The organism is Bradyrhizobium sp. USDA 372, assembly GCF_053629095.1.
Map to the genome: position 1 here is coordinate 2,115,068 of NZ_JBRJHR010000001.1, position 22,516 is coordinate 2,137,583.

Here is a 22,516-nt window from a genome sequence, read left to right on the forward strand (position 1 = left end):
ATCGTCTCCCTGTTGATTCCTAGAGGCCGAGTGCGAGGCGGCCGAGGCCGATGCGCGTGGAATCGTCCTGCGGCGTGTGCACACGGCCGCACAGCACGTCGCGATAATGCCGCTCCAACGGATTGGCGCGGGACAGGCCGTGATTGCCGGTGAGCGACAGCGCATCCTCGACCACGGCAACGGCATTGTTGGTCACGGTGAGCTTGATGACGTTGGACTCGCTCGCGGCGAGCTGGACGCCGTCATCGAAGTCTCGGGCGAACGTGTCGATCAGCCGCGCGTTGACCGCGAGCCGCGCCTCGATCGCGCCGAGGATCTCTTGCGCCCGCGGCAGGCTCGCCAGCGGCGCGCCGAGGCTGGCGGGCACGCGCTGCTTCAGAAACGTGATCAGCCAGTCGCGCGCGGCACGCGCAACGCCGTCATAGATCGCGGCGACGAAGACGGTGTGAACGGTCGCTTGCGTGACGTCGAGCGTGCGCCAGTCCGCCGGCTTGCGCACATCGACCTCGCCATCGAGCGGGATCACGACGTCGTCGAAGATGACATCATGGCTGCCGCTGGCGCGCAGGCCGTGATGATCCCAGGTCTCGACGATGCGCGTGCCCGGCAGGCCGGCGGGCACCAGGAACTGGCCGACCCGCGGCTCGGCCTCGTCGGTGCGCGCCCAGACCAGGTACCATTTCAGGATCGGCGATCCCGTCGAATAGATCTTGTGGCCGGAAAGGCGCCAGCCAGTTTCGGTGCGCCGCGCGATCGTCGCCGGCAGGCCGCCACGTGCGGGCGAACCGAGCTCCGGCTCCACGCGCAGCGCGTTGATGAGTGCAAGGCCCTCGACGCTCTCGCGCGCGAGCTTGCGCGACAGCCGCGCCGGCCAATTCGGGCTGCGCGCCATCACGAGATGATTGATGTAATGCATCGACAGCACCAGCGCGGTCGACGGATCGGCCTTGCCGAGGATGCCGAGCACGCGCGCGGCATACCGCGCGCCGGCACCGGCGCCGCCATGGACCGCCGGCACAGTCAGCGACAGCAAGCCCGCCTCCGACAGCTCGCGAAAATTCTCGAAGGGAAAGCTGCCGATGCGGTCGTGCTCGGCCGCACGCGCGGCAAACCTTGCGGCAAGCGTCGCTGCGCCAGCGATGTAGTCGGGCTCGCTGTGAGCCGTGCGGCCCTTGGCTATGGAGGTCACCATGTGGCGTCCAGCCCCAACAAGCCAAGGATCTGGCGGCGCAGGTCAGCCAGATACGGATCGCCGCGATGGCGCGGATACGGACGATCGACGCGAATGTCTGCCTTCACCCGCGCGGGACGCTCGCTGAACACGATGACGCGGTTGGCGAGCACCAGCGCCTCCTCGGCATCATGCGTCACCAGCAGCGTGGTGAACCCCTTGCGCTGCCAGAGCGCGACGAGCTCGGCCTGCATGGTGATGCGGGTCAGCGAGTCCAGTTTTCCCAGCGGCTCGTCGAGGATCAGGATCTTGGGATCGTTGACCAGCGCCCGTGCCAGCGCGACGCGCTGCGCCATGCCGCCGGAGAGCTGGTGCGGATAGGCGTTGCGGAACGACGCAAGCCCGACGAGGTCGAGCGCGTCATCGACGCGCTGGCGCTGGCTCCTCAAAATGCCCTGGGCCTCGAGGCCCAGGGCGACGTTGTCCCAGACCGACCGCCAGGGAAACAGGGTCGGATCCTGGAACACGACGACGCGCGAGGGATGCGGGCTCCGGATGCGCGCCTCGTCCTCCCGCAGCCTTCCTGCCTTGGGCTTGTCGAGCCCGGCGACGAGCCGGAGCAAGGTCGACTTGCCGCAGCCAGAGGGCCCCAGCAGCGCAACGAACTCGCCGGGCTCGACCGAGATGCTGACGTCGCTCAGCACCGGCAGCTCGGTCCCGTCGATGTCGAAGGCGTGGCTGACCTGCTCGATGTCGAGCGCGGCGCCGGCGGCCGGATGCGCGACCGCTTCGGCAAGAGCTGCGGCTACCATTTGACGGTCCCCTTCTGCCAGACCAGGAGGCGATCGCGGATCGCAAACAGCAGCGTGATCGCGCCGGAGCAGAGCAGCGACATCACGATCAGCGCCGCATACATGTTGGCATAGGCGGCCCAGCCCTGCGCCCATTGCAGGTACCAGCCGAGCCCCGCCTTGACGCCGATCATCTCGGCAACGACGAGCACGGCAAAGGACGCGCCGAGCCCCATGAACAGGCCGACGAAGACGTGCGGCAGCGCCGCCGGAATCGCGACCTTCAGCACCAGGAACGACGGCTTTGCCCCCAGCGTGCGCGCGACGTCGTAATAGGCGTTGCTGACGCTCGCGACGCCCGACCAGGTCAGCACCGTCACGGGAAAGCCGGTCGCCAGCGCGATCAAAAACGTCGAGGCGCTCCAGCTCGACGGGAAGGTGAAGAAGGCAATCGGCAGCCAGGCGGTCGCCGGCAGCGGGCCGATGAAGCGCAGCACCGGATGCACCCAATAGCCGACCGCGCGCGACCAGCCGATCGAGACGCCGGTCAAAAAGCCGATCGTCGCGCCGATCAGATAGCCGCCGAGCTGCAGCTTCACGGACGCGAACACGCTGTCGAGCAGCTTCGGCAGATCGTCGGTATAGACCTCGATGATCGCCTGCGGCGGCGGGAAGAACGGCTGCGGCAGCCAGGCGAATTTTGCCGTCGCGACCTCCCAGACCGTCAGGAACACCCCGAGCGCGACCAGCCACGGCGCGCGCTTGTGCAACGCCTGTCCCGCCGCTCCCAGATAGTCGACCCCGATGGTGCCGAACAGCGCGATCGCTGCGATGATGAAGGCGGCGATGCCGAGCGAATGCGTGCGCGACCAGTCGCCGACATCCTGCCACCACAGGCAGGATAGCCCGAAGGCGATCCAGGCGACGCTGGCGAGCGCGCCAGTGCCGGATTCCCGGATCCAGCTCGCCAGCAGCGGCGCGCGCGAGGTGCGCGGCGCGCCGGAGGCGAGGCCGTCAGACAGCGAATACGTCGACATAGATGCGCTCCGCGAATTTGGCGGTGTCGGTGCTCTGCTTGAACACCTGCACGCTCTTGAGATCGTCGGCATAGGCCTTGAGCTCGCGCTTCAGGATGTCGCCGACGGGATGATGATGGTGGGTGTGGTAGCGCACCATGCCCTCGATATCGGCCAGCGTTGCCGCCTTGGGCGCATAGGGCTGGAATGATTTCGCGGCGACGGTCGCATTCTGCGCGGTGAACATCGCCGCATCGAGCAGCGCCTGGGTGATGGCGCGCGCGACTTGGGGTTCTTCGCGCACGAGCGAGCCGCGCAGGCCGAGGATGCAGCAGCTCTTCTCGCGGAATTCGCCGTCGAGGTTCGAGGCAACCTCCTTGTACTGCGTGTCCTTGAGCCAGAGATAGGCGAGCGGGTCGGACGACAGGAACGCCTGCACCTCGCCCTTCTCCACCGCGACATTGAGCAGGTTGCCGGGATAAGCGCGCCAATCGACATCCTTGACCGGATCGATGCCGAGCTTGGCCAGCTGGATCGAGAAGAAGTTCTTGTCGGGGCCGGCGAGATCGCCGACCGCGACGATCTTGCCCTTGAGGTCGGCGAGCTTCGAGACGCCGGAATCCGTGCGCGACAGCACGCGCATGCAGCCGCCATGGGTGCCGGCGGCGATCTTGACGTCGAACCCCTGCTCCAGCGGCTTCAGCCAGCGCAGCGCCATGCCGAGACCGGCGTCGCTCTTTCCGGTGGCGATCGCTTCGAGCAGCTGGTCGGTCGAGCCGGAATAGTTGACGAGCTCGACGTCGAGATTGTGCTTCTGGAAGAAGCCGTGCTCAATCGCGACAGGCACCGGCGCGAGACAGACGGCGCCGGCATTCCACGACAGCTTCAGCTTGCGCGGCGCGCCGGTGAGCGCGGGCGCGTCGGAGGCCGTGCGGCACAGCGGAAACTCGGAGAAGTCGACACCGGGCACGATAGCCCGCGGCGCAAAAGCCTGCGCGCCCAGCGCGCCGAGCGGCGCTGCGAAGGCGGCGGCGAGCCCTGCCTGAAGCAGGTGGCGCCGGTCGAGTTTCGATCCGCTGCGCTCGTTGTCGTTGGTCATCTGCCCCTGGCTCCTGCTGGCACGGCGCCGCCGTGTGCGCAACGGGTCGCGTTGCGCATGTTCCGTGCGGAGCTGCGTTGAGAGAAAATTGTTCCGTCGGCGCTTCCCGCGCCGCGTTGATGCGATGCGCAAATCATGCGGCGCGTTCGCTGCATCGTCAATGAAATGGATTTTCGAATGTTGCGCGAAGGAAGGTCATTCTCTCCACCCGCGCATGCGGCAGCGATGAAAGGATTTTCGCGGATGCATCGGCACGCAAGGTAAACCGCGACCCCATCGGCTGCCGCAGCCCTGTGCAGCTTCGGCCGCGCACGCTGCGCATTCTCGAAAGCGACGCTCCGCTGAAACGTCATTGCCTGAAGCCCGCACAATACGGTTTGCCATTTCATTGACGGCGTGCCGCGCGCTCATAGACTCGAGCGTCTCGCTGCATCGTCCGCTCACGCTTCGTGAGCGACGCAACAAGACGGATCCAATGAGCATCAACTCTCACGACCATTCCATCACGCGCCGGCTCGCCACATCGCTGCTCGCCGCTGCCATCATGCTATCGTCAGCTGCCGCATCGCTCGCCGCCGACATTGTCGTGCTGCGCGTCGGCGATCAGAAGGGCGGCAATCGCTCGCTGCTCGAAATCTCCGGCTATGCGAAGGACCTGCCCTACAAGATCGAATGGTCGGAATTCCCGGCGGCCGCCCCGATCCTCGAAGCGCTCAATGCCGGCGCGCTCGACGTCGGCTACACCGGCGATCTCTCGTTCCTCTCGGTCTATGCCGCCGGCGCGCCGATCAAGGCGATCGGCGGCACGCGCTCGGATGCGAAAACGCAGGCCATTCTGGTGCGCCAGGACTCGCCGATCAGATCGGCGGCCGACCTCAAGGGCAAGCGCCTCGCCGGCACACGCGGCGGCTGGGGCCAGTTCCTGATCGACGCAACGCTGGAGAAGGCAGAGATCAAGCTGGAGGACGCGACCTTCGCGCCGCTCGGCCCGGTCGATGCCAAGATCGCGCTGCTCGCAGGCTCGATCGACGCCTGGGCGGTGTGGGAGCCCTACGTCTCGTTCGCGAGGTTGAAGGACAAGGCCCGCGTCATCGCCGACGGCGAAGGGCTGACGCCGACCATCACGTTCATCGTCGCCTCCGACAACGCCATCGCCACCAAGCGCGCGGCGGTGCAGGATCTGGTGCAGCGCTTGAACAAGGCGCGGCTATGGTCACTCGACCATCTCGGTGACTACGCGAAGAACACGGCCGAACTAACAAAACTGCCGGAGGACGTGCTGCTGTCGGCCTACACCGCACAGCGCACCAGCCCGATCGTGATCGACGAGAATGTGATCAAGGAGGTGCAGGAAGCCTCCGACCGCTCGACGCGTTACGGCATCCTACCGAAGAAGCTCGACGTCAGCAAAGCCGTCGACCGCAGCTTTACGGCTGCGGCCGCAGGATCGAACTAGGCGGAGGCGGCGGGATGCACCGGCTTCGCCTCGAGCCCGGCCCGTTGCATCTCGCCGCGATCGTGCTCATGCATGCCGCATGCATGAGCCTGATCGTTTGGCTCTCGTTCTAGGCGCGCGGTCTCACCAATATCTGCGATAATAGTGACGGTGATAGACGCGGTACGGCCGGTAGTAGCCATAGCTGTAGTACGGGCGATAGGGCCGATAATATCGCGGATAGACCGGGGCGTAGCCGTAGCCGCCGTAATAAGCGGGGGCATAACCATAGCCGTAGCCCGGATATCCGTAGCCGTAGCCGCCGTAATAGGGGCCGCCGTAGCCGTAATAGCCGTAAGGAGACCCCGCGGCGATGGCGCTGCCGATGATCGCGCCGGCCGCGAGACCGCCAAGACCCCAGCCCCATCCGCCACCACGCCAATGCACCTGCGCGACGTTGTCGCCGGCCGCAGCCTTCATCGCCGCGACGTTGGTCGGCATCGGGGCCGCCGTGGCCTGCCCGATCTGGGCCGCCACGACCGCGCCGGCCAGCGAACAGGCAATTGCCGTCTTCCAGATCCTCATCGTCTTACTCCCTGTCTGTCCTTTCGCTTGGAAAAGGATCGCAGCGTCATGATCGGGCATCCTTGCGCCAAGTCAAAGCGTAGAATTTCAAAGCCTGGAGTTTGCGTGCACCGCACAAGACGCTTGCCTCCGTTCTGATCAACCCGGTGCCGGGCGACGTCGTCGCCTGTGACACCCGCACGACGGGTGGCTGAGGTCCGATCGCCCGGCAAAGCATTAAGCTTCCCGTGCATTCGCAACCAACAACCACCTTCACGATTTACTATTCGTGCCATTACTATCGGTTCCATGTGCGCGGCCGGGGAGGCTTCTGGCGAGCGCCAGAATTGTGGGAGGATCACATGAGTGCCGCGAGACCCGAGCCGCTTGCCCGTCAAGCGCTGGCATTTGTCTTGGCCGGAGGACGCGGCAGCCGTCTGCTGGAGCTGACCGACCGCCGCGCCAAGCCAGCGGTCTATTTCGGCGGCAAGTCCCGCATCATCGATTTCGCGCTGTCGAACGCGGTGAACTCGGGCATCCGCCGTATCGCGGTGGCGACCCAATACAAGGCGCACAGCCTGATCCGGCACCTTCAGATGGGCTGGAACTTCTTCCGTCCCGAACGCAACGAGAGTTTCGACATCCTCCCCGCCAGCCAGCGCGTCTCCGAGACCATGTGGTATGTCGGCACGGCGGACGCGGTGTACCAGAACATCGACATCATCGAATCCCACGCCTGCCGCTTCATCGTGGTGCTGGCCGGGGACCACATCTATAAAATGGACTACGAGGTGATGCTGCGCCAGCACGTCGAGAGCGGCGCCGACGTCACCGTCGGCTGCCTCGAAATGCCGCGGTCGGAATCGTCCGGCTTCGGCATCATGCACATCGACGAGAACGGCTGGATTCAGGAGTTCCTGGAGAAGCCGAAAGATCCGCCGCCGATGCCGGGCAAGCCCGACGTCTCGCTCGCCAGCATGGGCATCTACGTGTTCGACGCGAAATTCCTGTTCGACCAGCTCAAGCGCGACGCCGAGGACCCGAACTCGAACCACGATTTCGGCAAGGACATCATTCCCTACCTCGTCAAGAACGGCCGCGCGATGGCGCACCAATATTCGACCTCCTGCGTCCGCTCCGGCAGCGACACCCGCGCCTATTGGCGCGACGTCGGCACGGTCGATGCCTATTGGGCCGCCAATATCGACCTCACCGACGTGGTGCCCGAGCTCGACCTGTTCGACCGCGCCTGGCCGATCTGGTCCTATGCGGAGATCACCCCGCCGGCGAAATTCGTCCATGACGAGGAGAGCCGGCGCGGCCAGGCGGTGAGCTCGCTGGTCTCAGGCGGCTGCATCATCTCCGGCGCCTCGCTGCGCCGCTCGCTGCTGTTCACCGGCGTGCGCATCAACTCCTACGCCAATGTCGAGAATGCCGTGATCATGCCTTACGTGAGTGTCGGCCGCGGCGCCCGCTTGAGAAACGTCGTGATCGACCGCGGCGTCGAGATTCCGGAAGGCCTCGTCGTCGGCGAGGATCCCGAGGTCGACGGAAAGCGCTTCCGCACCACCGAGCAGGGCATCTCGCTGATCACCCAGCCGATGATCGACAGGCTCAATACATGACGCCTGTTCGCGTCCTCGCGGTCGCCTCTGAAGTCTACCCCCTCGTCAAGACCGGCGGCCTCGCAGATGTCGCGGGCGCGCTGCCGGTTGCGCTGAAGACGCATGGCGTCGAGATGCGCACCTTGCTGCCGGGCTATCCCGACGTGATGCGCCTTTTGTCCGGCACAGAGGAGCTGCGGCGCTGGCCGGATTATTTCGGCGGCCCCGGACGGCTGCTGGCAGGCTCGCATGCCGGGCTCGATCTGTTCGTCCTCGACGTGCCGCATCTCTATGCACGGCCGGGCAACCCCTATGTTACCACCGATGGCGTCGACTGGGCGGACAACGGCGTGCGCTTCGCTGCGCTGTCGCGCGTGGCGGCGGATATCGGCCACGGCCTCGTGCCGGCGTTCGTGCCCGACGTCGTGCACGCCCACGATTGGCAGGCGGGGCTCGCGCCGGCCTATCTGCACTACGAAAATCGTCCGCGGCCCGGCACCGTGATGACCATTCACAACATGGCCTATCAGGGCAAGTTCGCGCCCGAACTGATCGGATCGATCGGCCTGCCCTGGCACGCCTTCAACGTCAACGAACTGGAATATTTTGGCGGCATCAGCTTCTTGAAGGCCGGCTTGCGCCTTGCTGATCGCATCACCACGGTGTCGCCGACCTACGCGAAGGAAATCCAGAGCGACGAAGGCGGCATGGGGCTCGGCGGGCTGCTTCGTGAACGGTCGGACGTGCTGAGCGGCATCCTCAACGGCATCGACACCGAAGTCTGGAATCCGCAAACCGATCCGCACATCGCCTATCGCTTCGGCGCGGAGGACCTGACATTCCGGGCCGCGAACAAGGCGGTGCTGCAGCAGCAGTTCAACCTCGATTCCCCGGACGAAGCACCGCTGCTCGGCGTCATCAGCCGGCTGTCCTGGCAGAAGGGGCTCGATCTCCTGCTCGAAGCCATCCCGACCATCCTGCGCGAAGGCATGCAGCTCGCGCTGCTCGGCAGCGGCGACCGCGATCTGCAGGATCGCTATCAGGCCGCGGCCCGCGCCAATCCCGGCCGGATCGGCGTCGTGATCGGCTATGACGAGATCCTGGCGCATCTGATCCAGGCCGGCTCGGACGCGTTGATCGTGCCGTCGCGCTTCGAACCGTGCGGCCTGACCCAGCTCTGTGCGCTGCGCTATGGCGCCGTGCCGATCGTCTCCCGCGTCGGCGGCCTCGAAGACACCATCGTCGATATCGGCGCGGCCGACGCGTCCGGCCGCGATGCCACCGGCTTCAAGTTCGCCCCCGTGACGGCGGATGCCCTCGCCGGCACGCTGCGCAAGGCCAACACCGCCTTTCACGACAAGCTGACCTGGCGCCGCCTGCAACGTAGCGGCCTTGCGACCGACGTCTCCTGGCGCAATCGCGCCGGCGATTATGCCGCGCTGTATCGAAATCTCATGGCGGCCCGCGGGGTTTAGCGTTTTCGAGCGAGGCGGGCATCGGTTCGCGTCAAGAAAACGCGTCAGAACAAGAATGGGAGCTTCGTTCCGATGAAATCGGAACGAAGCTCCAGGCATGGCCGAATCCATGCTATAGAGCGCGCATGGACCCGCTATTGACCAAGCTGATCGGCTTTGCCGCAGCCACCTGCACCACCGTCGCCTACGCGCCACAAGCCATCAAGGTATGGAAGACCCGCTCCACCGGCGACATCTCGCTCGGCATGTTCCTGGTGATGGTGCTGGGCCTCGCGCTCTGGCTGATCTACGGCCTGCTCTCGGGCGATGGCCCCCTGATCGCCTCGAACGCCGTCACCATGCTGCTCGCCGGCGGCATCCTGGTGATGAAGCTAAGATACGGGTGAGGCTTTCTTCGCCTCTCCCCGCTTGCGAGGAGAGGGAGAAGATCATCCAAACACGTACGACGCCATCGCCACATGCGCGACCTCGTCGACGAAGACGCGGCGTCCGACGTCGCTTCCGGCCGCACCGGCCGCCACCATCAGCGGCAGCAGATGATCCTCGCGCGGATGCGCAAGGCGTGCGCTCGGCGCATTCTCCCAATCGACCAGCATCGCGTTGCGGCGCGCCGCATCGGGGTTGCTGATCGCCTCGTTCAAATAGGCTTCGAAATCATACGAGACGGGCTTGGACTCCGGACGGTTGAAGCCGCGCATGTTGTGATAGGTCAGCCCGCTGCCGACGATCAGGATGCCTTCGTCACGCAAGGATGCGATCGCCTGCCCCACCTTGACGTGCTCGGCCGCGTCATAGCTGGACTTCAGCGACAGCAGCACGATCGGCATGTCGGCGTTCGGATACATCAGCCCGAGCGGAACGAACGTGCCGTGATCAAAACCCTGATCGGGATCTGCGCGGCAATCGAGGCCGGCATGCGTGAGCAGCGCCTTCACTTGCGTAGCGAGCTCGGGCTTGCCCGGCGCGGGATATTTGAGGTGGTAGGTATGCTCGGGGAAACCGTAATAGTCGTAGACCATCGGCGGGTGCGGCGAGGTCGACACCGTGAAGGCGTCGGCCTCCCAGTGACCGGTGATGACCAGCACGGCCTTCGGCCTCTCAGGCAGAAGCTGCGGCAAGTTCGCGAACGCCTCGGCGGTCTTGGCATATTGCACTCGCCTGTCCTCCATGAAAGGCCAGGGGCCGCCGCCATGCGACAGGAACAGGGTCGGAAATCGCGTCATCGGGCTCGTCTCGTTGACAACAGGCGCGTGCTTACGGTCCGCACGATTGGCGGTGAGCATAGGCAAAGCAGCATGGTTAGCAAGTCGTTAACGATTTGCCGCCCAGAATCCCCGGCGGGGCCGAAGCAGTCGGCTTGAAGACAAGTGAGACCTGCGATGAGGAAGTTTGCGCTGGGGGACGTCGTCAACAGTGATAAGGGCCGCCGCGGTGTCGTCCGCGCCGCCTTCAAGTCGCGGGATGGCCTGCAATTCTATGCCGTCGAGAAGGACGGCGCGATCGATTACCTGGAGGAAGACCGGCTCAGCCCGGCGCCGCGCGTCGAGCTCGCGGCTTAAATCCGATTCATCTCCTGCCCTCATTTGCCAGCCGGTCGAGACGCTCCGCGATCGGATCGTCGCCGCTCGCGATGCCACCGTTCGTGATCAGCAGCAGGCGATCGCCTCCCGCCGCGTCCCAGCGCGGCAGGACGGGACCATTGAGGTCAGGGCCATTGGGATCGCCGCTTCTGGCGAAATTGATCCAGTAGGCGCGCAAGCGGCTTGCGACCTCGCGGTCGCGTCGCGACAGGATGCCCGCACCGGGCACGCCTTCCGCACCGAAGATGAACTGCAGCTCGCGCCCGTGGCCGAGGTCCGGATTGGCGCGCCGCGCTTCCGGCACATAGGCGAAGCGGTAGCGAAAGGTCGGCGCGCCGCTTGCCGCGTGCAGGCGGGCCAGCAGCCGCACCGGCTCGGAGAAGACCTTGTCGGTGTAGACTTTTGCCGCGAGATCCGACGGTCTGGTGAGATCGGGATAGAGCTTGCGCAATTCCTCACTGCTCGTGCCCGGCGGCGCAAGCTCCTCCTTGATCGCGGTCTCGTTCTCCAAGCCGGTCTCGTCCTCATTCGAGCCGATGATCAAGGGAATGCGGCTTTGGCGTCCGGCCGCAAAACCTGCGGCGAGGTCCTCGGTCACGAGACGTCCATCCATCATCGGTGCAAAGCTGGGCGGCGATTTCTCCAGCAATTGCTGTTCGGCAGCCAGCAGGCGCCGCGGCTCGACTGCGCGCAGATCCGTCTTCGACCCAAGCGCGGCCACGAAGAGCCGGCCGATGGCCTCCGCCTCTTCTGCCGAACGCAGCCGCGCGCGGCCTGGCACCGATTGCAGAATGGCCTTGTGGAAGAGATCGCGCGCTGGCGCGGACAGCATCAGCAGCGCGATCGATGTCGCCCCTGCATCGCTACCAAACAGAGTGACGTTGCTCGGATCACCGCCGAAGGCCGCGATGTTGTCGTGCACCCAATGCAGCGCGGCGACCTGGTCCATCAGGCCGAGATTTCCGGAGCCGGCGTTCGACAGCGCGGGATACGTGAGCCAGCCGAGCGCGCCGAGGCGATAATTCACGGTGACGACAATGAGGCCCGCCTGCGCCAGCTTGGCGCCATCGAACAGCGGATCGTTCGCGGTCCCCGTGGCGAACGCGCCGCCATGGATGAACACCATCACCGGCAATGGGCCATCGACCCCGAAAGGACGGAACACGTTCAGCGTCAGGCAATCTTCGCTCGCCACGGGCAACGCCGGCTGAAGGCACGGCGCGCCGTGGTCGTAGGCGGTGCGCATCTCCGAGCTTTCGGTCGTCGGTTGCGGCGGTTGCCAGCGCAGCGCCCCGACCGGCGGCGCCGCGTAAGCCAGCCCCCTGAACGAGGCCACCTCGCCCTCCACGGCGCCGAGCATCTGCCCTTCCCGCGTCAGCGCGAATGGAAATTGTCCGACCGACTGGGCGACGGCCGAGCCGACGCCACACAGGACTGCGATAGCCGCAACGAATGCAAGCAGGGCCCGCATCTTCGAAACGATCTCGATGAAGGATTCCGGCAGGTTATGTCCGGAGCCGTCGGCGAGGCAAGCCTCGCGCCTGCGCCTAGCCGCCTTTGCCGATCAGCTCGGCGAGCGCGCGGCGCGCGACGATGCCGAGCTCGCCCAGCGTGGAGTGGCCGGATTGCGCCGCCTCGATCAGGCGCTCGGCGATGAACCTGCGGCTGTCGTGATCGCCGCCATGCGGCAGTTGCCGGCACGTCTGCTCGAGAACGACGTCCATGTTCGCTTTGGTTCGCTCACTCAACTCTGTCATGACGCCCGGGCGGTACGCGTGGCTTGTAAGCGCAAGCATACACAGAAGGATGATGGCTGATTACCCCGGGCTATCACGGCCATTGTGCATCGCGGTGCGTGTGGTGCCGCAACATTCGCGCGGTCACGAAGCCGCCGCAAACGACCACCCTAAGATTGCACTTGCTCTGATGACAAGCTGAGCCTGCGGCGATAGCCTGCCGCCAAAACAAAACCTACGGGAGGAACACCATGCCTGACGCAATGGTCGCCACACGTGCCTCCGATGAGCGCGGAACCGCTCAAAAGGTCGATGTCGCCGTGGTCGGCGCCGGATTTGCCGGCCTCTATCTTCTCCATCGCCTGCGCAAGGCAGGGTTCTCGGCGGTCGGGCTCGACGAGGCCGGCGATGTCGGCGGCACCTGGTATTGGAACCGCTATCCGGGCGCGCGCTGCGACATCCAGACCATCGACTACAGCTATACGTTCGATCCGGAGCTCGAGACCGCCTGGACCTGGTCTGAAAAGTACGCGACCCAGCCCGAGATCCTGCGCTACCTCGGCTTCATCGCCGATCGCTACGATCTGCGCCGCGATATCCGTTTCAAGACCAAGGTCACCGAAGCCAGATGGGACGAAGCGTCGGAGCGCTGGCTCATCACCACTGACCATGGCGCGCCGGTCTCATGCCGCCATTACATCATGGCCACCGGTTGCCTCTCCGCGCCAAAGCCGCCGGAGATCGACGGCGTCAAGGACTTCAAGGGCGAAGTCTATTTCACCGGGCGCTGGCCGCATGACGGCGTCGATCTCACAGGAAAGCGCGTCGCCGTGATCGGCACGGGCTCGTCGGCGATCCAGTCGATCCCGCTGATCGCCGAGCAGGCCGCGCATCTGACCGTTTTCCAGCGCACACCGAATTTCGCATTGCCGGCGCATAACGGCCCGGCGCCCGCGGACCGCATGAGCCTGCTGCAGAGCGACCGCGCGGCCTATCGCGAGCAGGCACGGCAGTCGATGGCCGGCGTGCCCTACCCGCAGCAGACGGTCGTGAGCTGGCAGCTCAGCGATGCCGAGCGTCGCGAGCGGTTCGAACGCGCCTGGGCCGCCGGCGACCTCGTCCACATCCTGACGCAGCTCTGGGCCGACCAGGCCGTCGACCTCGACGGCAACAAGATCGTCCAGGACCTGATCCGCGAGAAGATCCGCGCCGCGGTGAAGGACCCCGAGACCGCCGCGGCACTGATGCCGGACGACCATCCGTTCGGCGCGAAACGCCCCTGCCTCGACACCAACTATTACGCAACCTACAACCGGCCGAACGTCACGCTGGTCAATCTGCGCAAGGAGCCGATCAAGGCGATCACCGCGAGCGGAATCTCCACCAACGGCCGCAGCTTCGACGTCGACGTCATCGTGTTCGCAACCGGCTTCGATGCGATGACCGGCGCGATCCGCGCCGTGCATCCGATCACCGGGCGCGGCGGCAAGTCGCTGTCCGATGTCTGGGCGCAGGGGCCGCAGACCTATCTCGGCCTCACGGTCGAGGGCTTTCCGAACTTCTTCATGATCACCGGCCCCGGCAGCCCATCGGTGCTGTCGAACATGGCGGTGTCGATCGAGCAGCATGCCGACTGGGTAGTCGATCGCCTTGCCGCGCTGCGCGATGCCGGCTTCACCACGATGGAGCCGACCGAGACGGCTCAGGCCGGCTGGAACAGGCACATGGCCGACTGCTCGATGCTGACGCTGCACCGGCTCGCCAACACCTGGTACACGGGCGCCAACGTGCCCGGCAAGGTGCAGGGGCTGATGCCCTACACCGGCGGCGTCGGCCCCTACCGCAGCATCTGCGACGAGGTGGTCAGCCGCGGCATGCTCGGCTTCAAGCTCACCGGCCCCAATGGCGCCGCGCAATGCAATGACGGCGAGGTGGTGCGCCTGCAGCCGGACGTGCGGCTGGTGCTGAACCTGCTCGCATCTCTCAACCTGCCGCCGATCGAGTCGATGGGCGCGGAAGGCGCACGCGCCTTCGTCAACGAGTTCAACAAGGGCCGGCCCGCGGGGCGGCCAATCGGCGAGATCGTCGACGGCACCCTGCCCATTGCCGACGGTGTGTTGCCCTACCGTGTCTACAAGCCCGCAACGCCGGGACCGCATCCGGTCGTGGTCTATTTCCATGGCGGCGGCTGGGTGCTCGGCGACGAGCAATCGGACGAGCCGTTCTGCCGCGACATGGTGCGGCGGACCGGCATGATGTTCGTCAGCGTCGGCTATCGCCACGCACCTGAGCATCGTTTCCCGACCGCCGCCGAAGACGGCTATGCGGCCACGCGCTGGATCGCCGAGCACGCCGCCGAACTCGGCGGCAAGCCGGGCCCGGTTCTGGTTGCCGGCTGGAGCGCCGGCGGCAACATCGCTGCCGTCACCTGCCAGCTCGCGCGCGACCGCGGCGGGCCTGCCATCGCCGGCCAGCTTCTGGTCTGCCCGGTCACCGACTGCAGCTTCGATCGCCCCTCCTACGAGGACAATGGGACCGCCTACTTCCTGACGCGCTCGCTGATGTACTGGTTCTGGGACCTCTATTGCTCACCGGCCGACCGCACCGATCCGCGGGTCTCGCCGCTGCGCGGCAAGGTCGCCGGCCTGCCGCCGGCCCTCGTGGTCACCTGCGAGTTCGATCCGCTGCGGGACGAGGGTGTCGCCTATGCCGAGGCAATGGCGGCCGCCGGCGTCCCGGTCGAGCAGCTCAAGGCACGCGGCCACTTCCACTCGTCCTTTGCGATGGTGGACGTGGTGATCACAGGCGTGTCGGGCCGGGTGCAGATGGCGGAGGCCTTGCGGCGCTTTGCCGGGCTGCCGCCGGAGGTCCGCCGCGGCGAGAGCAGCCAGGAGCATGACAGCCCGGGGCACAGGATCGCGGCGGCCGCGAGCTGAACCGGAAAACGGCGCGGCCGGGAACCGTTTCCCGGCCGGCGTGGCGATTGGTGTGGCCCCGGCAGCCGGCTGTCTCCACCAGATACAGCTACGGCTGCTGGTCAGGCAGCAACATCGATGCGGCGACGAGCCCGCCTGCTGATCCAATCGCCGCAACAAGCCAGGGCCATGCGTAACCGGCAGCCGTTGCTTCGTCCGATAGGATCGCACCGAGCATTGCGATGCCGAGCGCAAATCCGGCCTGCCGCATGACCACGGTGACCGCCGAGGCCATGCCCGTTTGGTCCGGAGGCACCAACGCAACGACCGCGCTCGACAGTTGCGGATGCGCGAGGACTGCGCCAATCCCGGCCAACAGCATTCCGGTTGCCGCAGCAGCGAGAACGACTTGTGCGTTCGGGAGCCAGCCGCTCGCGGCCAGGACCAGAATGAGATCGCCTGCCAGCAGCGCCAGCATCGCCGTCGCGAACAGCCGGCGCCAGCCCCAGCGTGTTGCGAGGCGAGCGCCATAGGGCGGCAGCAGAAGCATCGGCAACGTCGCGAAGAGCATTGCGAAGCCAACGGACGGACCTGACCAGCCGAACGCTGCGTTCAGGAACGGCGGCAGATAGACGAGAACCGCCCAGTATCCAACGGAAACAGCAATCAGCAGCGAGGAAATGCCGACCATGACCGGCCGAATGAACACAGCGGGGTCGAAAATCGGCACGGGCCGGCGCCGCTGCTGCATCACGAAGATGGCGAGCAGACACGCGCTCAGCCCGAGGCCCGCTGCAATCCGGGCCGGCATTGCACCTCCCCTCAGCAGGCTCTCGATCGCAAGATCAAGCGCAAACGTGAGAAGCACGACGCCGCTCCAGTCCAGCGGGCGGCCGGCAGGATCACGCGATTCTGCGACCAGCCGCGGAACGGCCAGAAGCGTGAGCAGACAAAGCGGGATATTGGCCAGGAAGATCCAGCGCCATCCGAACCAGGCCGAGACGAGTCCTCCGAGCACTGGTCCGAGCGCCATGGCGGTGCCCGAGAGCACGCCCATGAATGCAAAGGCGCGGGCGCGCTCGTCAGGCCGGGCATAGGCATTCGCAAGCAGCGCAATGCCTCCCGTGATAACGAACGCCGCGCCGAGGCCTTGAACTGCACGCGCACCCCACAGCATCGGACCACCCGCCGCGAAGCCGCAAATGATCGATCCGACCAGGAACACGACGTTGCCGCCAAGCAGAGCGCGTCGGCGTCCATACTTGTCGGCCAGCGCGCCCGCGGCGAGTAGCCCGCCGGTAAATGCCAGGCTGTAGGCATCCATGACCCAGGCATAGGCAGCGCCGCCGAAACCGAGTTCGGCGGCCATGGCCGGCATCGCGACAACAACCGCGGTTACGTCGAATTGCGTCAGAAAGGCCGCCATGCCGAGCACCATCGCTGGCAGCAGGTCGTGCCAACGGCGTGGGGACTGCATGTCGGGTTCAGGCGTGATCATCGTTGCCCCATCGTGAAAGCGTCTGGTACCGATATGCATGCCGGGGCGAAGCCTGCGCCAATGCAATGCATTCACATCGGCATGAAAATGTTTCATGATGATGCAATGCGTTCATTTCCTCCCTTCGACGGTCTGCTTGCGTTCGAGGCAGCCTTGAGACATGCGAGCGTCACGCGCGCCTCCGCGGAGCTCGGGCTCACGCAGAGCGCGGTCAGCCATCGGCTCCGCAAGCTCGAGGACTTCGTCGGGACGCCCCTCCTCGTTCGGCAGCCGAGCGGCTTGTGCGCCACGCCCGCCGGTATTGCCCTCTCGAACGAGTTGGCCGGTTTGCTCGACAGGATGGCGGATTTTCGTGCGCTTTGTCGCGCCGCCGCTCCGCCTCCGGCCTTGAAAGTGGGCGTCGGTGCAGCGCTTGCCGACTATTGGCTCGTGCGCCGCTTGCCCGATTTTGCGCAAGCACATCCCGGCATACCGGTCGAGCTGGCCGTACGTGAACCCGACGCACATGCGAGGTCGACCGATCTTGACGTCGCGGTGGTGTGGCAACCAGCAGCGGGCTTGAGGCCAACGTCCACGCAGCGTTTGCTGGTTCGCGAGCATGTTTACCCCGTCTGCCACCCACGCCTGCTGCCTGGCCAGCAACCGCTGACCGACGTGACGCGCCTCAAATCGTTGCCGCTCCTGCACAAGGGCCGGATCGGCGAAGACCGCGGGGTCGAATGGTCGTGGACCTCCTGGTTCGAACGATTGGGTCTCGGCCGCCCGCCACCCGCCGAGATACGCTTTGCAACGATAGCCACCGCCATAGCCGCCGCCCTGGCCGGCAACGGGATCGTGCTCGCGCGTTCGCTGCTGGTCCAGGATGCGCTCAAGGACGGCAGACTGGTACGGGTGCTTCCGCAATCGTGGGACTTGCCGTCGAGCAAGGCTCAAATCGTGCGCTGGCCCGCGGCAATGGCCAAAGATCCCCGCGTAATGGCGTTTGTCGGCTGGATATTGCAAATTCCGAAGATCCCGAGCGCTTGAGCCCCGCGCCGTAGCCGATGAGCCGGGAACCTTTTCCCGGATGCCGCGTTGGGGCTGGTGGCATTGAGATGCAGCGACAGGTGTATGGGCCCCGGCACGCGAGCACGTGTGCTGGGGTCGTCTTTTGCGTGAGGCAGGGCGATGGGGGACGTTGTTGCGGAGTCAAAAGTCGATTTCGGCGCGCTTGCGGCGCTGCATAAATGGCCGTCACTCGGCAACCAGCGCCGACCGGACCGCGAGCCCTACCAGGTGAGCGAGGGGACGCTCGACCAATGCATCTCGGCCTTCATGCAAAAGCCGGCGGCGACCCGGCATCTCTATGAGATCCGCACGGCGCCGCAGCCGCCGCTGGTTACCGCCGTTCTCTCCCCCGAACACGTCATCGAACTATCACGCTGGCGGGAATTTCTCTGACGGCTTTCACAAGCACGTGCGTAGGAACCTTCTTCCGGTTTTTCCCGTTGTCGGAGATCGGAAGTCAACTCGTGAGCGCCTCACATGCTTGAAGCTGGCGTTGCATCTCCCGTCGTGCCCTATGGCGCGGACCAAACCCTCTTCGTCGTCGTCGACCGTCTCGACATTGCGACTGAAATCCGCATCGAGCGCAGCGATCTCGAAGCCACCATCGGCGAGTTCGTCGCTGGCTGCTTCAACGATCCCGTCAAGGTGATCTCGTTCAACACGCTCGAACACTGGATCAAGGACATCTCGACCGAGGTCGCCGGCGCGATAAAGGCACGCTGCGACATCTATGGCATAGAGCTGCCCGACTATCTCAGCGACTTCGTCGAGAGCCATAGCTGAGGGCGCATCGCACCTCAAACGTTGCACATCGCGCCCAACAAAAAAGCGCCGCTCCCGCGGCGCTTTTCGTGTCGTCACCTCAGTGGTGCCAGAACAATGCCAGCAGCAGAACGATCGGCAGCGGCACGCCAAGCAACCAAAGCAAAGCACCTCGTCCAAAACCCATGATGTCCTCCTCCTTCTTGCATCACCGGAATGACGCCGGGAAAAAGGAGAAGTTCCGCGCCTTCCGGCGAGGGCGGATGCGATCGGAGCATGGAACGCGGGACTTAGTTGCGGCGGTGCTTACCGGCGATGACCTCGATCTCGCGGCGGCGTTCGCCGGCGAAGGTCAGCAGCTTTTCGATCGTCAGCGTATCGGTGATCCGTTTGGCGAGCCGCTCGGCGCGCGCAGCCTGATCTTCGAGATGCTGGATCGTGTTCAAGCGCCGCCTCCCCCAAAGCCCCGAATTGTGCGGACAGCCATGGTGCTCGAAAAGCCGCTAACAGCCGGTTAAGCGCGCCGCATCGTTCGCAACGCGTGCCCTATCGCACGACCTCGAGCCTGACATTGGTGATGCCCTTGTCGACCATGCCGAGCGCCTCGGCGGCGGAAGGCGAGATGTCGACCACGCGTCCGCGCACGAAGGGCCCGCGGTCGTTGACCCTGACCGTGACGAAACGGCCGGAGGAGGTCTCAGTGACGCGCAGCTTGGTGCCGAACGGCAGGGTGGGATGCGCCGCGGTCAATTCGTTCTTGTCGAACTTCTCGCCGCTCGCGGTCTCCGTATCCGAATAGAAGCTCGCGACGCCATGCGAAGCCGTCTGCTTACCCTCGGAGCTGCGCGCCCGGCTGATCGGGCGTGGATGCAGCGCCGCCACCCTGTGCGGGCGCTCCACCGCGGCTTGCCGGGTTGTTCCGGCGAGATCGGCTTTCTGACGGCCGACCGGCGATTGCGCGCAGGCGGCGAGCGATGCGGCCCCCAGGACCGCGAGCAATAGCCGGCTCGAGCTAGCCAGCGACATCCGGGCAGTTTCGGCACTTGCAATGCGAGACATGATGCGCCCTCCGAACAACCCCAAGTTTCCGTGGGGAATGAGGGCAGAACCTTGTCGGAACAAAAGCGGCTCTGGGGCCGCGGCCGTTTCGCGCCAGCTGTGACGATTCCACCACAGTGACTGTCCTGAATCGGGACAGAACCCGCCGCCGGAGTCGGCAGCTGCGCTCAGGCCGGAGGGGGGATCGCGCGCAAGACGTCCCTGAAAACGCCGAACTGCAATCGAAACGCTTGCGGGCTGTAGTCCTGGTAGTAGCCCGCCGTCACGGCGACGACGAGATCGAGCTCCGGCACGATGCGGATCGACTGCCCGCCGCGCCCCAGCGCACCGATCCAGTTGATCTTCCGGTCGTTGACGCGCGCTTGGCCGAGCCACCACAGATATCCGTAGGATTGATTGTCCGTCCCCTTGATCTTCTCAGCAGTCGAGGCGTCGATCCAGGCCTTGGAAACGATCCCGCGGCCGTTCCAGCGGCCGCCCGCAAGGACCAGCTGGCCGATCTTTGCCATGTCGCGCGGCCGCAGTCGCAACCCTCCTCCCGCATCGGTGTCTCCACGGTACCGAGCCCACGTCGTGCTGGTGATTCCCAAAGGCTCGAACAATGCCTCACGCGCGAATTCATCGAGAGGACGTCCGGTCGCCTTGCGGATGATGGCCGACACCAGAGTGAGTGCGCCGGTGTTATAGAAGAATTCCTGCCCCGGCGCGGCCGTCACGGGAAGACCGAGAACGTAACGACACGGATCCCATGCCATATGCATGCGCGACTCGTCGTTGTCGTAGTCGCCCGTTGCAGGAGTCGCCTCGATCCACTTCAGGCCCATCGACATGGTCAGCGCGTGCACCAACCGGATACGATCCTTTTCGGGGGACCGCAGGTCGGACAGTTCGGGGAAGAAGCTGAAGATCGGTTCGTCGACGCTGCGGATCAGCCCGCGATCGATCGCGATCCCGACGGCGAGTGACGCGACGCTCTTCGAGACCGACTTCACGTTGTGCAGCGTGTCGGCATCGAAGGCGAGAGTTTCCACACGGCGGCCGTAGATCGGGTCGGGAATTTCGTCGGCTCCCTTGAAGTAGCTCTCGAACGCCAGCTTGCCATTGCGGGCGACCAGCACGGCATGGATGTTGGCATCGCTGGAGACGAGGCGATCCGCCATCCCGCACAGCGCCTCGCGATTGACGAGACTGTTGTCGTTGACGGAGCCGACCGGCCAGCCGTCGCCTCGCTCGAGCGGACCACCGCAGCCTTCCGGCGGGTTCGCGTAGACCGGCAACGCAGAGAGCGGCGCGAGTGCGGCTCCGCCGAGGAGTGACATGAATTGACGCCGCCGCATTCGAAGTCTCCCGTCACCCCTGTCGCGGCGCCGAGCAAATTTCGGCGCTGGCGTAGCCCGACTGCGCGCTCTCTCGAAGGATGCGCGCGAATTCACGCCAATAGAGCTGTCGCCAGCTGGTCTTCAGACTGGCAAGAAAATCAAGTTCGCGTTGCGTCAATGTGCACATCGCTCTTTAGGCCACGAGGCCTCCCATCGGTTTGATTTCGGCGCTATCGGGGAAGACCGTCTCGGCGAGGATCTTCTCCTCGACACGCAGATGATCCCTGAGCAGGCCCTTCAGCACGGCGCGCAGATCCGTGGTCGGCTTGAGATCGCGATCGTCGAGCAGTTGCGCCGCCTTCAGGCCCGGCCAATCCGCGATCACGCGGCCGCCGGCGAGCCCGCCGCCGATGAGGAAGGCAACCGTGCCCGTGCCATGGTCCGTCCCCTGCGTGCCGTTGATGCGCGCGGTGCGGCCGAACTCGGTGACGATGGCGACCACGGTTTCGTGCCACACCTCGCCCATGTTGCTTTCGATCGCCGCGAACGCGCCGTCGAGCGCGCCGAGCAGATTGTAGAGCTGGCCCGAGGCCGCGCCTTCGGCGATGTGCGTGTCCCAGCCGACGAAGCCCATCGCGCCGACGCGCGGGCCGTCGGGCTTGGCGAGATAGCGCGCGGCGGTGCCGGCGGCCTCCGCGAAGTAGGCGCGCACGCGCGCAATGCCCGGCGGCGCCAGCGTCGGATCGTCCGACATCGGATCGCCCGTACCCCTCGCACCGTCGAGCGAGGCGAGCTTCATGCGCGCCTGCAGCACGGTCGCCAGCTTCGGGTCGGTGTGCTGATAGAGGTCGAGCAGGCGGTTCTGCGTATCCTGGCTCGCCGGCAGGAGTTTTTGCGGCACCCAGGTCATCACTGGCGCGGAGCCGCGCACCACCAGCGGCGTCACCGAGCCGATGCCGAGCGCGCGGCTGCCGCGCGGATCGACCCGACCGCCGGACTCCATCGCCAGCAGCGCACGATTGAGCCATCCCGAAGCGGTCGCACCGGGCCTGGTGAAGCCGCTCTCCAGCACGTCCTGGCCGTCGAAATGCGAGCGCTCGCGATAGGGCGTCGCCGTGGCGTGGACGATCACGGCCTTGCCGCTCTTGTAGAGCCGATGCAGGTTCGGCATCGCCGGATTGAGCGCGAAGAAGGAATGGAGCGGCAGCGCCGCCGGCTTGCCGTCGAGCAGCAGCGCGCGATCGCCGCGCAGGGCGACCCAGTCGGGATCGCCGACCGGTGCCACCGCGCCGAGGCCATCGAGCGCGCCGCGCAGGATGACGACGAGCAGGCGCGGATCGCGCCCTTCCGCGCGCGCGATCCGCGGCATCTGACTCCATGCGAACAGCGCCCCGGAGCCGGCCAGAAGCTCGCGCCGCGTGGGCAGATGACGATCAAGGCCCATG

Annotated in this window: 22 protein-coding genes; 9 read left to right on the forward strand and 13 right to left on the reverse strand. The window is 65.7% G+C overall.

Translation table 11 applies throughout. The annotated features are described in order from the left end of the window. Positions 1–19: 19 nt before the first annotated feature. The 4 genes from AB7M16_RS10235 to AB7M16_RS10250 are packed head-to-tail and all read right to left on the reverse strand — an operon-like array spanning position 20 to position 4,077. Entirely contained in the window at positions 20–1,192 is a 1,173-nt protein-coding gene (locus AB7M16_RS10235; protein ID WP_453943826.1) for an acyl-CoA dehydrogenase family protein, read from the reverse strand. Next, entirely contained in the window at positions 1,186–1,983 is a 798-nt protein-coding gene (locus AB7M16_RS10240; protein ID WP_453943827.1) for an ABC transporter ATP-binding protein, read from the reverse strand. Before AB7M16_RS10240 ends, AB7M16_RS10235 begins: the two co-directional genes overlap by 7 nt. Continuing rightward, positions 1,977–2,999: an ABC transporter permease gene (locus tag AB7M16_RS10245; protein WP_453943828.1), complete on the reverse strand. Its 1,023-nt coding sequence runs from the start codon at positions 2,997–2,999 to the stop codon at positions 1,977–1,979. The genes AB7M16_RS10240 and AB7M16_RS10245 overlap by 7 nt, the downstream gene beginning before the upstream one ends. After that, a complete protein-coding gene (locus tag AB7M16_RS10250; RefSeq protein ID WP_453943829.1) occupies positions 2,977–4,077 on the reverse strand; it encodes an ABC transporter substrate-binding protein in 1,101 nt (366 codons plus the stop codon). The genes AB7M16_RS10245 and AB7M16_RS10250 overlap by 23 nt, the downstream gene beginning before the upstream one ends. A gap of 475 nt (positions 4,078–4,552) precedes the next feature. Between AB7M16_RS10250 and AB7M16_RS10255 the strand changes: the two genes are divergently transcribed. Continuing rightward, entirely contained in the window at positions 4,553–5,533 is a 981-nt protein-coding gene (locus AB7M16_RS10255) for an ABC transporter substrate-binding protein (RefSeq protein WP_453943830.1), read from the forward strand. 123 nt (positions 5,534–5,656) lie between these two features. Here AB7M16_RS10255 and AB7M16_RS10260 read toward each other — a convergent pair whose 3' ends face one another. Continuing rightward, positions 5,657–6,097, reverse strand: a complete 441-nt coding sequence (locus AB7M16_RS10260; RefSeq protein WP_172787397.1) for a hypothetical protein — start codon at positions 6,095–6,097, stop codon at positions 5,657–5,659. 341 nt (positions 6,098–6,438) lie between these two features. Between AB7M16_RS10260 and glgC the strand changes: the two genes are divergently transcribed. The 3 genes from glgC (at position 6,439) to AB7M16_RS10275 (ending at position 9,541) form a co-directional block, all read left to right on the forward strand. Continuing rightward, positions 6,439–7,701, forward strand: a complete 1,263-nt coding sequence (gene glgC, locus AB7M16_RS10265; RefSeq protein ID WP_172787398.1) for a glucose-1-phosphate adenylyltransferase — start codon at positions 6,439–6,441, stop codon at positions 7,699–7,701. Continuing rightward, positions 7,698–9,155: a glycogen synthase GlgA gene (glgA, locus tag AB7M16_RS10270; RefSeq protein WP_453943831.1), complete on the forward strand. Its 1,458-nt coding sequence runs from the start codon at positions 7,698–7,700 to the stop codon at positions 9,153–9,155. Before glgC ends, glgA begins: the two co-directional genes overlap by 4 nt. 125 nt (positions 9,156–9,280) lie before the next feature. Further along, positions 9,281–9,541, forward strand: a complete 261-nt coding sequence (locus AB7M16_RS10275) for a SemiSWEET transporter (RefSeq protein WP_172787400.1) — start codon at positions 9,281–9,283, stop codon at positions 9,539–9,541. 42 nt (positions 9,542–9,583) lie between these two features. Here AB7M16_RS10275 and AB7M16_RS10280 read toward each other — a convergent pair whose 3' ends face one another. Next, positions 9,584–10,378 (reverse strand): DODA-type extradiol aromatic ring-opening family dioxygenase, encoded by a 795-nt coding sequence (locus AB7M16_RS10280; protein ID WP_453943832.1) that lies wholly within the window; start codon positions 10,376–10,378, stop codon positions 9,584–9,586. A 156-nt stretch (positions 10,379–10,534) separates the two neighbouring features. Here AB7M16_RS10280 and AB7M16_RS10285 point away from each other — a divergent pair, with 156 nt between their 5' ends. Continuing rightward, positions 10,535–10,714 carry a hypothetical protein gene (locus AB7M16_RS10285; RefSeq protein ID WP_172787402.1) on the forward strand — a complete coding sequence of 60 codons (180 nt, stop codon included), beginning with the start codon at positions 10,535–10,537 and terminating at the stop codon, positions 10,712–10,714. 7 nt (positions 10,715–10,721) lie between these two features. On the opposite strand, the gene AB7M16_RS10290 is transcribed toward AB7M16_RS10285, so the two are convergent. Continuing rightward, complete coding sequence (locus tag AB7M16_RS10290; RefSeq protein ID WP_453943833.1) at positions 10,722–12,206, reverse strand: carboxylesterase/lipase family protein; 1,485 nt, start codon at positions 12,204–12,206, stop codon at positions 10,722–10,724. Between the two features lie 76 nt (positions 12,207–12,282). Continuing rightward, entirely contained in the window at positions 12,283–12,531 is a 249-nt protein-coding gene (locus AB7M16_RS10295) for a hypothetical protein (RefSeq protein ID WP_172787404.1), read from the reverse strand. 191 nt (positions 12,532–12,722) lie between these two features. On the opposite strand from AB7M16_RS10295, the gene AB7M16_RS10300 reads away from it, so the two are divergent. Next, entirely contained in the window at positions 12,723–15,407 is a 2,685-nt protein-coding gene (locus AB7M16_RS10300; RefSeq protein WP_172787405.1) for a flavin-containing monooxygenase, read from the forward strand. Between the two features lie 88 nt (positions 15,408–15,495). On the opposite strand, the gene AB7M16_RS10305 is transcribed toward AB7M16_RS10300, so the two are convergent. After that, a complete protein-coding gene (locus AB7M16_RS10305; protein WP_453943834.1) occupies positions 15,496–16,980 on the reverse strand; it encodes an MFS transporter in 1,485 nt (494 codons plus the stop codon). Between the two features lie 9 nt (positions 16,981–16,989). On the opposite strand from AB7M16_RS10305, the gene AB7M16_RS10310 reads away from it, so the two are divergent. The 3 genes from AB7M16_RS10310 to AB7M16_RS10320 all read left to right on the forward strand — a co-directional run bounded on the left by AB7M16_RS10310 (position 16,990) and on the right by AB7M16_RS10320 (position 18,714). Further along, the gene (locus tag AB7M16_RS10310; RefSeq protein WP_453943835.1) at positions 16,990–17,910 is read left to right on the forward strand and encodes a LysR substrate-binding domain-containing protein; all 921 of its coding nucleotides are present in this window, start codon (positions 16,990–16,992) and stop codon (positions 17,908–17,910) included. A gap of 141 nt (positions 17,911–18,051) precedes the next feature. Continuing rightward, positions 18,052–18,324: a hypothetical protein gene (locus tag AB7M16_RS10315; RefSeq protein ID WP_172787408.1), complete on the forward strand. Its 273-nt coding sequence runs from the start codon at positions 18,052–18,054 to the stop codon at positions 18,322–18,324. Positions 18,325–18,408: 84 nt separating this feature from the next. Then, positions 18,409–18,714: a hypothetical protein gene (locus tag AB7M16_RS10320; protein ID WP_172787409.1), complete on the forward strand. Its 306-nt coding sequence runs from the start codon at positions 18,409–18,411 to the stop codon at positions 18,712–18,714. 269 nt (positions 18,715–18,983) lie between these two features. Here AB7M16_RS10320 and AB7M16_RS10325 read toward each other — a convergent pair whose 3' ends face one another. From AB7M16_RS10325 to AB7M16_RS10340, 4 genes are all read right to left on the reverse strand, one after another. Next, on the reverse strand, positions 18,984–19,139 hold the full coding sequence (locus AB7M16_RS10325) for a hypothetical protein (RefSeq protein ID WP_172787410.1): 156 nt from the start codon (positions 19,137–19,139) through the stop codon (positions 18,984–18,986). 100 nt (positions 19,140–19,239) lie between these two features. Then, positions 19,240–19,752: a septal ring lytic transglycosylase RlpA family protein gene (locus tag AB7M16_RS10330; RefSeq protein ID WP_172787411.1), complete on the reverse strand. Its 513-nt coding sequence runs from the start codon at positions 19,750–19,752 to the stop codon at positions 19,240–19,242. Positions 19,753–19,919: 167 nt separating this feature from the next. After that, positions 19,920–21,089 (reverse strand): serine hydrolase domain-containing protein, encoded by a 1,170-nt coding sequence (locus tag AB7M16_RS10335; protein WP_453943836.1) that lies wholly within the window; start codon positions 21,087–21,089, stop codon positions 19,920–19,922. A gap of 175 nt (positions 21,090–21,264) precedes the next feature. Then, the gene (locus AB7M16_RS10340) at positions 21,265–22,515 is read right to left on the reverse strand and encodes a DUF1501 domain-containing protein (protein WP_453943837.1); all 1,251 of its coding nucleotides are present in this window, start codon (positions 22,513–22,515) and stop codon (positions 21,265–21,267) included. Position 22,516: the final 1 nt, after the last annotated feature.